At 62.7% G+C, this 12,827-nt stretch carries 12 protein-coding genes and 1 tRNA gene; 3 read left to right on the plus strand and 10 right to left on the minus strand.

The genetic code is table 11. The features are described from left to right. Positions 1-11: 11 nt before the first annotated feature. A complete protein-coding gene (locus A1351_RS02610; RefSeq protein ID WP_064032076.1) occupies positions 12-1,718 on the minus strand; it encodes a hypothetical protein in 1,707 nt (568 codons plus the stop codon). 776 nt (positions 1,719-2,494) lie between these two features. Here A1351_RS02610 and A1351_RS02615 point away from each other — a divergent pair. Further along, complete coding sequence (locus A1351_RS02615) at positions 2,495-3,472, plus strand: hypothetical protein (protein ID WP_064032077.1); 978 nt, start codon at positions 2,495-2,497, stop codon at positions 3,470-3,472. Positions 3,473-3,772: 300 nt separating this feature from the next. Here the strand turns inward: A1351_RS02615 and A1351_RS02620 are convergent, their stop codons facing one another. From A1351_RS02620 to A1351_RS02630, 5 genes are all read right to left on the minus strand, one after another. Then, positions 3,773-4,474: a VIT family protein gene (locus tag A1351_RS02620; protein WP_064032078.1), complete on the minus strand. Its 702-nt coding sequence runs from the start codon at positions 4,472-4,474 to the stop codon at positions 3,773-3,775. A 95-nt stretch (positions 4,475-4,569) separates the two neighbouring features. Then, positions 4,570-4,734 (minus strand): DUF3309 family protein, encoded by a 165-nt coding sequence (locus A1351_RS23510; protein ID WP_064506549.1) that lies wholly within the window; start codon positions 4,732-4,734, stop codon positions 4,570-4,572. A 321-nt stretch (positions 4,735-5,055) separates the two neighbouring features. After that, the gene (locus A1351_RS23580; protein ID WP_083967044.1) at positions 5,056-5,199 is read right to left on the minus strand and encodes a DUF3096 domain-containing protein; all 144 of its coding nucleotides are present in this window, start codon (positions 5,197-5,199) and stop codon (positions 5,056-5,058) included. Positions 5,200-5,443: 244 nt separating this feature from the next. Then, a complete protein-coding gene (locus A1351_RS02625; RefSeq protein WP_024878679.1) occupies positions 5,444-5,638 on the minus strand; it encodes a CsbD family protein in 195 nt (64 codons plus the stop codon). A 217-nt stretch (positions 5,639-5,855) separates the two neighbouring features. Further along, on the minus strand, positions 5,856-6,089 hold the full coding sequence (locus tag A1351_RS02630) for an AI-2E family transporter (protein WP_064032079.1): 234 nt from the start codon (positions 6,087-6,089) through the stop codon (positions 5,856-5,858). 470 nt (positions 6,090-6,559) lie between these two features. On the opposite strand from A1351_RS02630, the gene A1351_RS02635 reads away from it, so the two are divergent. Beyond that, on the plus strand, positions 6,560-7,123 hold the full coding sequence (locus tag A1351_RS02635; RefSeq protein ID WP_064032080.1) for a hypothetical protein: 564 nt from the start codon (positions 6,560-6,562) through the stop codon (positions 7,121-7,123). 186 nt (positions 7,124-7,309) lie between these two features. On the opposite strand, the gene A1351_RS02640 is transcribed toward A1351_RS02635, so the two are convergent. The 4 genes from A1351_RS02640 to A1351_RS02655 all read right to left on the minus strand — a co-directional run bounded on the left by A1351_RS02640 (position 7,310) and on the right by A1351_RS02655 (position 11,420). Further along, positions 7,310-8,128, minus strand: coding sequence for a transglutaminase family protein (locus A1351_RS02640; protein WP_026600147.1), 819 nt, complete (start codon positions 8,126-8,128; stop codon positions 7,310-7,312). 57 nt (positions 8,129-8,185) lie between these two features. Beyond that, positions 8,186-8,710, minus strand: coding sequence for a GNAT family acetyltransferase (locus A1351_RS02645; RefSeq protein WP_198029896.1), 525 nt, complete (start codon positions 8,708-8,710; stop codon positions 8,186-8,188). 613 nt (positions 8,711-9,323) lie between these two features. Continuing rightward, positions 9,324-11,246 carry a DUF6538 domain-containing protein gene (locus tag A1351_RS02650; RefSeq protein ID WP_064032081.1) on the minus strand — a complete coding sequence of 641 codons (1,923 nt, stop codon included), beginning with the start codon at positions 11,244-11,246 and terminating at the stop codon, positions 9,324-9,326. A 100-nt stretch (positions 11,247-11,346) separates the two neighbouring features. Beyond that, positions 11,347-11,420 (minus strand) — tRNA-Gln (locus tag A1351_RS02655). 328 nt (positions 11,421-11,748) lie between these two features. Between A1351_RS02655 and A1351_RS02660 the strand changes: the two genes are divergently transcribed. Continuing rightward, positions 11,749-12,807: a Ppx/GppA phosphatase family protein gene (locus A1351_RS02660; RefSeq protein ID WP_024878685.1), complete on the plus strand. Its 1,059-nt coding sequence runs from the start codon at positions 11,749-11,751 to the stop codon at positions 12,805-12,807. Positions 12,808-12,827 lie beyond the last annotated feature (20 nt).

Below are 12,827 nucleotides of genomic sequence, written 5' to 3' on the forward strand. Positions count from 1 at the left end.
GGCCCGAGCCTCTACGGGATATCCTTGTGCTTCGGCTCGACGTCGGTCGAGCTCTCCGACGATGAGGCGGCCGAATTGGCCTCGTGAACGGCGTCCTTTTTTCTGTGACGGTTTTTTGAGGGCGCGGCGTCGAATGATCGTCGTTGCTCCTCTTGAAACGCTCGCCAGAGGCGTTCGCCTTCGTCGCGGGCCTTTTTGGCCCCGTCCGGCTTCGCGGGAGGCTCTGGAAACGCATCGATCGTCGGACCCTCGGACGGCGCAGTGGCGTCAGGGTCTTCGGTCGATCGCGGCGAGACCGTGGCCTCGTGATCCGCGGCCGTGCATTCGGCGAATGGCGCCGCGGCCGGAGGCGGCTCTTGCGACCCCTCGAGCACGATTGACGGAGCCAGTTTGTCGGCGCTCTCTTGCGTTTGCGAAATGGTCTTGGGTCGCGGCTCGACGATCTCGGGGGCGTGATCGACATCCCCAGAAGCCGGGATCGGCGGCTTTTCTCGAAGCGCCATCTGGAGGCGCTCGCTTTCGTCGGGAGCCTCTTTCGCTTCGTCCACCTGCGCGGAGGGCTCAGGAACGAGGTCGATCGTGGGACCCTCGATGGAGGCGGCGGGGTCTGTGTCGAGCGTGATGGACGGCGCGTCGGCGTCGGCGCTCTCGGCCGATCGCGGCGATTCCTCGGCCCCGTCCGCGTGATCTGTGATCGCCGTTTCCGCGAATTCCGCGGCCGAAGTCGCGTCATGGAAGCATTCGAGCTCGCGCGAGGGAGCCTCTTTGCCGGCCTTCTCTTTGGCCGCCTTCTCGTGCACCCGTGACAACGCCGCAAGTCGCGGCGCGACGATCGCGCGCACACGAGCCACGTCTCCGCGATCCGGGGTCGGCAGCGAGATGTCGCGCGCGCCTGATTTCGTGACTCGGCCGTAATGGGACTGCGCCGTCCTGTCGACGCTGTGGCCGACGAGCGCCGCGATTTCGACGGGCGAATAGGCCCTTTTCGCTTGGGCGATGAATTCGCGCCGGCATGAATAGAGCGCGAAATGCTTGGCGCGATCAGGCCACAGGCGACGGCTCACGGAGCCGAGCAGGTTTTGCAGGGCTTTGCGATGGGCTTCGTATTCGGCCGCGGAAGGAGATTCCCGCGCGATCGCAATGGTCCGCGAAATCGCGCCCAATGTCTCCGGCGGCAGATGGCGCCAATGTAGCGTCCTGTGCGGGCCATGAGAGCGGTCGTTCGTGGCCTTTGCATTTTTGACCACCAGTCGGACGGAGCCGTCCGAGGACACCTCCAGAACGGCGCCGCGCCACTCGGTCGGGCGCAGGCCCGTCGTGCATGTCGCGCGTATGAAGGCTATGAGCTCCAGCGCCCGGTTGGATCGCCCGAGTCGGAGATCCGCGAAAATCCGCTCTCGCTCATCGGTCCCGAAGCGCGTCGCCTTGGCCGCCGACGTCTGGTCGGTCTTTTTTCTCGCGCCGGTTTGTGTCGCTGCGCCCAGCTCCGCCATCGCGCCGCACTCGTCCGGGTGCTCGCGCTTCATGACCTCGATGACCGAGCGCTTGTAGGTCCGCCATGTCGACCGGCTCCACCGCGGTCGCTGCGCAATGAGCCACTCGACGAAACGCGGCCATGTCAGCGTGGCGAGGTCAATCATGAGCATGCTGGCGCATTGCCACCGCAATTGCGTCGTGCGGACCATATAGGCGGAGATAGTCTGCTCGCTGACCGCCACGCCGATTTTCCTATTTCAATGTCGCGCCGCCATTGGCGTGATCGGATCTACGACGACGACCGCGGCGCGGTTCGGGAATAGGGGTTGCGTCCATGGATCCGGCCAAAAATAAAGGCAGTGATGCTAAATATCATATGATTAAATGTGTTTAATTTGTGTTCAGTTTTGTGCTTTGTGCCGACGAAAATCAAAAAAATCAACGTTTCGATGGTAGCTCGATTCGTAGAGATCGACGAGAAAAAGTCATGTTATGTAACGGAATTGTCCGCGGACAATTCCGTTACATAAACGGATAAATCCGTTTCATAGCCATGGAGTAACACGGCACTGACAGGTCCACGTGGAGCGGTCTCCATAACAGTCCTGTAAATTTCTCTCGAGGTCTGATCCCCTAGCAGAGCCGGTATGCGAGATCGATCACGTAATCGGTAGCGCTATTGCTGGGACAGTTCGAATCTTGGCGATTTGGCGCCTTTGGAGCGCTCCAGTTTCAGCGTGTCTGTAAATCTAGATGGCGCCTAGAGGAACGAATGAATCTTGTAATTCGAGGGGTCCAGCGCTTTCTGATAGCTACCTCGAACAACGGTGGTGGGATTCCATAGCTCTTAAGTGCGCATGCGTACGCATTTCGAAATCATGTCGGGATTGTCGTCGAGATTATCGCTCATTGCCCGGGAAAATCCTTGTGAAAGTCGTATGAAAAATTCGCTTGACAAATGTAAATGCTCGAGTGAGCCTGTGATATAGCTTAATCGTTCAGCTTAGCGAGGTGCGTGATGATCATCCCCGATTTGGCCACGTTCGCCCAGGTGTCCACCGAATATCACGCTGCGCTCGCCTCGGTGACGAAAGCTGAAAAAACGGCTTGGCGCCAGACGTTGCAACTCGCGATCAAATCGCATCTCGCGGAGCCGCTGCCGGACGTGACCCCCCAAATGCTCTATGGCGGGTGCGACCTGCTGGCCGAATTGCTGGCGGACCCGCATCAGCGCCGTATGCTCCATCAGCGAGGCGCTGCGACGTTGGAGTTCGCGAAAGCGCCCGACATGCGGCCTCGCGATCTGTTCGTGACTCTTCGGGAGCGAGAGCCGGAGCTCGAGCAGGCGCTCACGGCGCAGGGGCTCATTCGTCACACGGATACACGGAGACGTGGCATCGTCTGCTGGATTTGGCACGGCGTCGCGGCGCCCTCGGTTATCCGCGCCATCGTCGGAGCTTCCGGCCAGGTCATGGTGACTCCGGACGCGGACTCCTCGGGCGCTGGCAATGGAAAAGGCGCCGAGCCCGCGCAAAGCGGCGACGACGCGAGCGCACACGACCGGGAGACGGAGCCGAGCGCGGCCGCCCCTTCGGCCGCGGTGGCCGCGTCGGAGACGGTCAGCGAGGAAGCCAAAGCGAAGGTCGATCACGATGCCGAGCCCGACAGACCGCCGCTCGATGGCGCGGACAAGCGTGGGAGGGCTTCTTCGGGCGCGCCGACGCGCGGACGCAGCTCTCCCCTGCGTGGTCATTCCGCGGCGCCTCAGCAGGCGGAGGGGGAGCTGAAGGCGGGGCCGGAAGAGCAGAAGGCGGAGTTGAAGGAGGATGGTCCGGCCGAGCGCGTGACGGAGGGAGCGGCCCAGGACGCCGAGGCCTCGACCGCGGAGAGCCTCGTGTCGAATCTGGACATTCCGGCGTCCGGGGCGCCGGACGGGGGCGCCGGAAGAGGCGACGACGGCGCCGCCGATCTCCCCGAGTTCCTCCGCGGGGACTGAGCGACGCATCGAAATCTGACGCCGCGCAGACCGGAGACGAGGAGATCGTGCGCATTTTCGATAAGGGCGTAGGTGCCCGGGCGATTAGCGCGAAGTGTCCGAAGCGGATGGGCGCCGAGGACGTGATCGCCTGATTCTCGCTTCGCAACTTGAAAACCGATCCGCGGCGGCGACCTTCTTATCCAACGTCGCAGGACCGAGACCGGGCTGCGGCGAATGTTGCGTTCCGTGTCGCGCGCGGCCGCCATGCGTCGCTCGCTCCGGTTTTCACAAAGCATGACCCTCTCGTGAATCCAATCTTCAAACGACCGTGCCGAAAATTTTCCCGATGCCGGCGGTGAGGGCCATCGCCAATGCGCCCCAGAATGTCACTCGGGCCGTCGCGCGCAGAACATCGGCGCCGCCTGCTCTTGCTCCGATGGCGCCTAAAAGCGCGAGGAAGGCCAAGGACGCGACGGAAACGACGGGGACGAGCGTGCCGACAGGCGCCACGACGACCATGAGCAAGGGCATGGCGGCGCCCAGCGAAAACGTAGCTGCGGATGTCAGCGCCGCTTGCACCGGACGGGCGGTAGTGATCTCTGAAATTCCGAGCTCATCGCGCGCGTGGGCAGTCAGGGCGTCTTTCGCCATCATTTGCTCGGCGACTCGAAGCGCGAGCTCTCGATCTACACCGCGTGTGACATAGACGTCGGCGAGCTCATCGAGTTCGAATGCGATGTTGTCGCTGAGTTCTTTACGTTCACGCGTGATATCCGCTCGCTCGGTGTCGGATTGCGAGCTGACGGACACATATTCGCCCGCGGCCATCGACATGGCTCCGGCCACCAGTCCAGCGACGCCCGCGATCAAAACATCGTTTCGCGCCGCGGTCGCCGCGGCTACGCCGACGATCAGGCTCGCGGTCGAGACAATTCCATCATTGGCCCCGAGCACTGCGGCTCTCAGCCAACCGATGCGATCGACGAGGTGCTTCTCAGCGTGCAGGCGAAGACGACTCATCCGACCCCGTTCGCGCGACGCCTAAGTTGGTGCGAACAAGTCGTCCGCGCGCGCTTTCCATGCACGTTACACCGATCGAGTGGCGGCGGTCTCGATCAAAGCCGTCCTGTCAGAAGCAACACGACGACGATGATCAGAAGAATGCCGATCACGCCGACGCCGCCGTGACCGTAGCCATAGCCATAGCCGCCGAAGCGGCCGCTGAAGCCACCGAACAAAAAGATGATAAGGAGAATGACGAGTATGAGCCCGATCGACATGAGCGTGTCTCCCCGGTTGCGGCCGTCTCGATTCAGCCCGACTGCGAGGGGCTTTTTCCAATATCGAGATTCGAACGAGCTGCTCGACGCCTTCGACGGCCTGCTTCAGGTCGTCGGGAAAGCTCTTTCAAAAAACATAGCGCGGCTGTGCAATCATGCAATGACGCCAAAGAGCGCCGGCCCGCCCTCTCGGGCGCGCCGACGTTGCGACAACCAGAGGAAATGCATTCAATGAATGCCAAAACCTAATTGCACGCTATCGTTTTTCGGCGGCGTGCGTCGCCACTCGGAGATGACATTTCGGAGTGCTATCGCTCGTCGTCACTTGATCCACCCGAGCCCCAGAATTCCCGATACGATCAGAAAGATCGCGACGATGTAGTTGAGGAGCCGAGGGATGATCAGAATGAGAACGCCGGCGAGCAGCGAGACGATCGGCTGGAGGTGCTCGATGCTGATGTTCATGGGCCTACTCCCTTAAAGCAATTTCTGGAGATTTCACGAACCGGATCATACCTTGAATTAGGCCGACGGAGCGGAATCGCAATCCGAGATGAACCGATTTCGCTCCGATTGTCAGGCGCCGACAGTGCAAATCGCGAAGGGAAACCCGCAGAGGCGCGGGGGAAAGAGCGCGACGAAGAGCCCAGGAGCTCCGTACGCCTCCGTGGTCGACGACGACGCCCCGTTCCCTTCGTCAGATCGCGCTTTAGACTTTCTTGGCGTCCTTGATCGCGTCCTTTATCGTATCCTTCGCCTCTCCGACCGCGCTTCGAACCGCGCCTCCGAGCTGATCGGCTTTGCCATGCAGCTCAAGCTCCTTGTCGCCGAGAACCTTCCCCGCGACTTCTTCGATTTTGCCCTTTATCTTCTGTCCCGCGCCCTTGATGCTTTCCTTGTCCATGACATGATCCCCTGTGGTTTATGTCCCGTTGGTTTGTCATTAACTAGGGCGCATACGGAGTTTAACGAGTGGCGCAGTGGGCGCTTTTCCGGCGACATGTGACGCCGCCTCGAGATGGGTGCGCTGGCCGAGAGCGGCAGGTCGGCGGAGCAGTGGCTTTTTTCACGCACCGTATCGGGACGCGGACGTCGACGCGAAATGATCGTCTCGACATCGATCAATGCGGCGCGTTGCGGGGGCAGCGCTCCACTTCGGGCGCGTTTCCTTCCAGCCGTTTCCGCCATATGGCGAGCAGCACGGCGAGAATGAGCGGGCCGAGAAACAATCCGACCAAGCCGAAGGTGAGCAGGCCGCCCATCGCGCCGAGGAAGGCGATGACGAGAGGAATGTCGGCGGCGCTGCTGATCAGCAGCGGCTCGAGAAAATTGTCGGTCGGATTGACGATGAGCACGCCCAGGCGAGCATATCTGTCGATTTTGCATGTCGCCTCCTCGTTGCATTCGGGCTTGTCGAAGTTCTCCCAATAAAGCGCGACATCGCCATGGCGACCCTGCGCAACGCCTAGAGTATTTACCGAGGCTGACCGTCGCCGCTAAGGCGCCTATATTACAGATGTCGACCGCTCGATATCGAGACCGGATCTCGCAACGGAAGTCCAATCCTTTCGTGCACGGGACGAGTTGGCGATAAATCGCGTCCATGGACGCTCAGAACGTCCGCGCCGCTCGGCTCGATGAACTTCGCTCGAGCGTCGTCTTTGGGAAACTCGTGGTCGTGCTCCGGGCCGCGTAACGCTCGCCGGGATCGTTCGGCGGAATTATTCGGCTTGTGCGCATTCCCCCGCTGCTCGGCGCGTTCACAGCCGTCGACGCCACTGCGTCGCGCTCATCGCCCCATTCGCCTTCTCGAAAGGAGGCACTCATGAAACGCATCGATGAAATATCGATCGCGAGTTTCGCGTACCACTTTCAGGCCGCGACCGCGGTCAAGACGCTGTCGCAGGCCGGCTTCGACACCGGGCGATTGAGCGTCGTCGGACGCGGATATTGCTCTGATAGAGATGGCGTGGGCTTTCACAATGTCGGCGGACAGATCCGTATGTGGGAAAACTATGGCGCATTTTGGGGTGGCCTATGTGAGCTATCTGCTGGAGGAGTCTTTTCGACTTCGCCATCTACCGGACCGGTCGTGGCGCTCGGCGCCATTGCACCTCTCATCCAGCGACAAGTCGCCGGCGCGCTGTCATCCAGCGGCGCGAGCGCCTTGGTCGATGCGCTCTGTGATCTCGGCATTCCGGAGGAAATCGTTCTCGATTGTGAGCAAACATTGAGGGCCGATGGATCTTTGGTCTTTGTGCATGGACGTGGCGCGGAGTCGACACGAGCCCATGCGATTTTGGCGGGCCTGAAGCCGACGTGTTTGGAGGTTCATGCAAACCTGCTCGCGCGAGCGCGGAGGGGGCATATCGTTCACGTTGCGGCGTGAAGGCCTGGTGCGCGTCAAGCGATTTGCGGCGGCCATCGATTTGCATGCGCAGATGAAGCAGGCCCATTGAATTGTTCGCGGGCCGAGCTTCATCGCGTTTCACGAACTCGTCCAACGAGCGGGCGCTGTCGAGGATTGCTCCGATTGAGATCGAGGGAGCAATTGCCGACCCACCACGTCCGTGCATCATTCGGCGTCTTCGCTGACCTCATCTGTCCAGACACGAAAATTTTCCAGCTTGTTGGGACCGAAGGTCGTGACCATCGCCACATCCGCTGCGTCGCGCCCGCGCGCCAGCAGAACGCGCCCGATCCTGGGCGTGTTGTTCCTGGGATCGAATGTTTGCCAAGCGCCGCCGATGTAGGCGTCGAACCAGGCAGCGAAATCCCCGGGCGGATAGGGAGGCGGCGTACCCACGTCGCCGAGATAGCCGGTGCAGTAGCGCGCCGGAATGTTCAGCGCGCGGCAAAAGGCGATGGCCAGATGCGCATAATCGCGGCAGACGCCGAGACGCTCTTCATAGGCCTCACATGCCGTCCGCGTCGCCCGCGCGTGCTCGTAACCAAAGCAGATGTGGTCATGCACGAAGTCGCAGATCGCCTGCACGCGGCCCCGTCCGGGCGTCGCGGCGCCGAATAGCGTCCAAGAGAGTTCTAGAAGTCGGTCGCTCTCGCAGAAGCGACTCGGCAACAGGAAGACCAGTGTTTCCTCCGGCAAGCTCTCTACAGGCGATTGGTAAGTTCCCGAGGTGACGATATCCGGCAGGCCGGAGTCGCGTATCAGCGCGTTGGTCGAGATGAGCGTGCTGCCCGGCCCGAGGACGGCGCGGCTACACCAATTGCCGAAGCTGTCGCGGTATCCCGAGATCGGAGCAACGGGCGCAATCGAGATGTGGTCGGGCCAAGAGAGATCGGAAACGCGCGTGAAATGCACGTTGAGAATCAAGATGGCCGGCGTCGGCTGCGGAAAGTCGTATCGAAGCTCATAGCCGATGCGAAGTTTCATGGCCGTGCTCCAGTTTTCGTGGGTCGGACCCACATTTCTCGAATTCCACGCAGCGCCTCATGTCGAGCGTGGCCGTGATCGAACGTCAGCCTGCTCGTCTTTGTCGTCGCCGCTCTTGCTCTGCTCCTTTCGGGCGCTTTGGCGCTCGACCTCGACGTTCAGTCGCTGGTAGACGCCAAGTCCGAGCACGATCAGAACGGCCGTCACGAGCAGCGCTATCGGATAGAGCATTTGCGCTACGTCCTGCTTGCTCACCTGAAATACGATGACCAGACCTTCGATGAACACGGCGATGACGATCGTCGAGATGAACTTTGAAAGGCTGCGCCGCGCCTCGGACGCGGTGAGTGTCCCAGGGCGACGTATGACTTCTTCTTCCACGAAATATTTGGCGACGTCGAAAACCGCTATCGCGATGACGACATAGCCGATCGCAGTAAGAAGCGCATTGCCGCCCTCGCGCCAGGACTTCTTCAGCTCGGCGACCAGCTCGAGCGCGCCAAATGCGACGAGCGCCAGAGCTAGCAGCATCAACATTGCGCTCACGATCCCGAATGTCACCCGTGACAGAAGCGCCATCATTCAGCCGATTCTCCCTGCGTTGCCTCGAGGCGGCGCTATTCGCTCGACCGGAACCGACGCGGCGCGGAAAGCGTGTCGAGCCGAACAAAGTCCAGACATTCATTTCGCGGCGACCCGTTGCGATCTCGATGTGAAATCGCGCGATTGTCGGGAGGACCATCCATATGCGCGTCCAGCCGGCGCTCGTCATGAGCATTTCGGTCCCATTGCGGTCGGCCCGTAGAGCAGGCGGTCTCGACGCCGATCGCGCAGAAGCTTGCATGGGCATGCTCGGTGTCGGCAGGAGCGTGTCTGTAACCGCCTGCCCCAAGCCGTAAATGGGGCCGTGAGTGCGCCGGATCGGTCATTGCCCATAATATGGTCGGTGGGCGATATGAAACGACGGGCTGCGCACACCGGCCGTATGTCGCGTTCTTCCGCCTCGGGCTCGCCGCAGGCGATGGCGACAGTGGCGGTGGCGTCGACGAACATCATCGACGCCGAAATTCGTCGACCTCGTCCGCGGGTCATTCCCCGACGAGCGACGTCACTATTCGCGTGTCGTTGGCCGTGATGCGTGTCGCTCTGTAGACAGAAATTTGTGACACGACCGGCGCGTCTATTCGTCGCTCGCTCACGCCTTCGCCTTCACCTTTGTCTTCGGCTTCATTTTCAATTTCACCGTCACTTCGTTCCGTCCCTCCTTCTTGCGCATCTCCTGCTCGGCGAGCTTGCGGAATTTTGCGATATCCTCCTGCGCGCCCGGCGCAGCGACGCCCCTGGGGCCGTCGTAGCGCAGATGCGACAGATCGGCGGCGATGGTCACCTCGTCGATCGCCGTCTTCAGATTGGTGAGATAGATCAGCTTCGTGTAGCGCGTGCTCTCGCTCGTGCGCTCGTCGCTCGCGTGCCCGGTGATCTCGTCGATCCAGCCCGTGTTGAGGCCCGCCGTGTTCTTGAGGTCGGTCGTGACATTGTGCCGGAAGGAATGAAAGTCGACGAGCGGCTCTTTCACGCCGATCTGCTTGCGATAGTGGCTGAAACGCCCGCCGAACGCGTCCGAATGCCGATTTGCCGGCCCCTGGGCGATCAGCTCCGGAAACAGCGGCTCCTCCGGCGCGCGGCCGTAAAAGCGATATTCCAGGAATCCGAAATCCAAGATGAGGCGCGGCAGCGGCACGTCGCGATCGGAGGAGTCGGTCTTCGAGCCGCGGATTTCGAGATAGCAGAGGCCGTCGAGGAATTTTACGTCGCCGACCTTGCGGCAGCACAATTCGTCCTCGCGGGCGCCGAGCAGGCGCCCGAGAAGCGGAACCCAGAACAAGGCGTCGCGGTAGATATTCGGTCCGGACCTGCTGCGGCGATGGATCGAAAGGCATCCTGTCCAGACGGGCGACTCGTAGAGCTTGCGCTCCAACGCCTCCGGCCACATCTGCCGCTCCTCGCGAGCGGCGCGGCCTCGGCGGCGCTTGGATTTGAGGCCGGGGAAGGGATTTTTCAGCCCCTCCGGCAGGCGGCCGTTCTGCTCGAGCCAATTCCAATAGGTGGAGAGATTGGTCAGATGCTTATTGGCCGTCGTCGGCGTGAGCATCGGAACCGTCTCCTTCGGATTCTCGTCGCGGAATTTCTCGACGGCGGCGCCGACCTTGGCCAGGGGCAGATCGCGCCACTGGCGCGCCTTGTCGTAGTAGCGCGGCAGACGAAGGAGGTCGGCCTTATAGTCGGAGACGACCGCCTTCGTGATTCGCGTCGGCGGCGGATCGCCGACCAGCGCCTCGAATGTGTTGCGGGCCGAGCGCGCATTGTTCGGCATGTCCGCCTTCCACTCTTTTACCCTCGTCTTGCTCTCGACGAAGGTGTCCCAGGCGGCGAAGAAGGGCTTTTCCGGCGCGGGGGCGGGAGCCGCCGCGGGCTGCGGCGTCGGCTGCGCTGGCGCGGCCACGTATCGCGGCACGGGCTCGACCTCGCCGCCCTCGATGGCGAACTTCTCATCGAACAGAGTCAGGAAGCCGCGCAGCACCGCGCGCTCGATCATGGGGCCAGCCGGCCCGTCCAATTTCTCTTCCGCAATGCCAATCTCGGCGCAGGCCATCTTCATGGCCTCTCGAAGGAACGGGCGCGCCTCCGCCATCTGGCCCGCGAGAAGCGCGGCGATCGCTGGACGGAGGTCATCCTCGTGATCGATTCGCGCCACCGTGTAGAACAGATTTTGGGTCTCTTGGAGGAATTCCGGCCCGAGTCGCGCGGCCTCCTCGGCGTCGAAATAGGAGGCGCCATGGCTGGCGAGATTGTTCTCGACCGCCGCCACCTGCCTGTCGATCCAGGCGCGCACGAGCCTTTCGGCCTCGGCCTTGACCGTAACGAGATCGAGTTCCTCCATCAGCCTCTCCACGCGCGTCCGCAGCACGCGCGCCCGCTTGATGGCGAGCCGATAGGCGGTCGTGCGCAGCCCCACGACAATCTCTCTCCGCCCTAAGAAAGACGCAAGCCGCTGCGGCAGGGCGAAACGGAACTGATAGGCGGAGGCGCGCCGGCGCAGATTGCAGCCGCTCTTCATGGATTTTGGACCCCATTTTGGACCAATGCTTTGGACCTCGGGGCGCGCGAAAACGGCGCTCTTTTGCAAGAGCGTGGAACTCTAGGGATTTTATAGAGTTTGGCTGGGGGACCTGGATTCGAACCAAGATTAACGGAGTCAGAGTCCGCTGTTCTACCGTTGAACTATCCCCCAACGGTCGCGCGGCGAAGCGGCGCGTCGCGGTGATCTAAAGAGAGGACGCGCCTCTGTCAACATGATCGGCGCGGTTCGTTGCGTGACCTTGGCCGGTTCCCACAATGGCGTCGCTCCCGCCGGTCGGCCCCGCCCGCCAGCTTGGCCCGTAAACGCGCTCCTTGGCATTCGCGCCGGCCTTGCTACACTTCCCGCGATCGGCCATGAGAGTTCGTCGAGACAAAGATCGGCGGCGGGCGGAAAAGGCCGATCGGGAGGCGGGTTGAAAAAGCCGGAACATTGGGGCGGGGGCCTGGGCGGAGGCGAGGCGCCGCGCGCTGGAGCGGGGATGCGCGCATCCGTGGACGGCGCGGGTGATCCGGGCGCCTCCGCGCGGAACGCCCGCGCGCCCGGCGAGCGGCGCGACGATCATGTCTATGCGGCGCTCGATCTCGGCACCAATAATTGCCGGTTGCTGATCGCGCGGCCGGAGCAGCGCTCACGGCGCAAGACCGACCTGCTGCGCATCGTCGACGCCTTTTCCCGCATCGTGCGGCTCGGCGAGGGCATGGGCTCCTCGAGTCGCATCTGCGAGCAGGCGATCGAGCGCACGCTGGAGGCGCTGGACGTGTGCCGCGAGAAAATGAGCGTCCGCGGCGTCTCCCGCGCCCGGCTCATCGCCACCCAGGCCTGCCGCGCGGCCGAGAATGGCGCCGAATTCGTCGAGCGCGTGCATGAGCGCACCGGCCTGCTGCTCGAGGTCATCGATCGCGAGACCGAGGCGCGCCTCGCCGCGCGCGGCTGCGGCTCGCTCGCCGACCCGCGCGCCGAGAGCATATTGCTGTTCGACATAGGCGGGGGCTCCACCGAGCTGGTGTGGCTGACCCGCGACGCGCAGGGCTGCGAATTGCGCCATTGGACCTCGCTCGAGCTCGGCGTCGTCTCGCTGGCGGAGCGATTCGGCGGCAAGAGCGTGACGCCGGCCATTTACGAGGCGATGACGGCGCGCGCGCTCGAGGGGCTCGTCGCCTTCGCCGAGCGCACGGCGGCGGAGCGCCGCTGCGAGCGTTTCCATCTGCTCGGCACCTCCGGCACGGTGACGACGCTGGCCGGCGTGCATCTGGGCCTCGAGCGCTATGATCGCTGGCGCGTCGATGGGCTCTGGCTCTCGGACGAGGACGCGACGCGCGCCATCGATTCGCTGCGCGCCATGGATTTCGATCAGCGCGCCGCCAATGGCTGCATTGGCCCGCAGCGCGCCGATCTCGTGCTCGCCGGCTGCGCGATCTTCGAGGCGATTCGCCGCGTCTTCCCGGCCTCCCGCACGCGCATCGCCGATCGCGGCCTGCGCGAGGGCATGCTGCTCGAGATGATGGAGGCGGACGGGGTCTTCCCGCGCGAGAGCTAGCGTTTTCGCGCGAAGCGGGA

The organism is Methylosinus sp. R-45379, from assembly GCF_001644125.1.
Taxonomy (GTDB): Bacteria; Pseudomonadota; Alphaproteobacteria; order Rhizobiales; family Beijerinckiaceae; genus Methylosinus.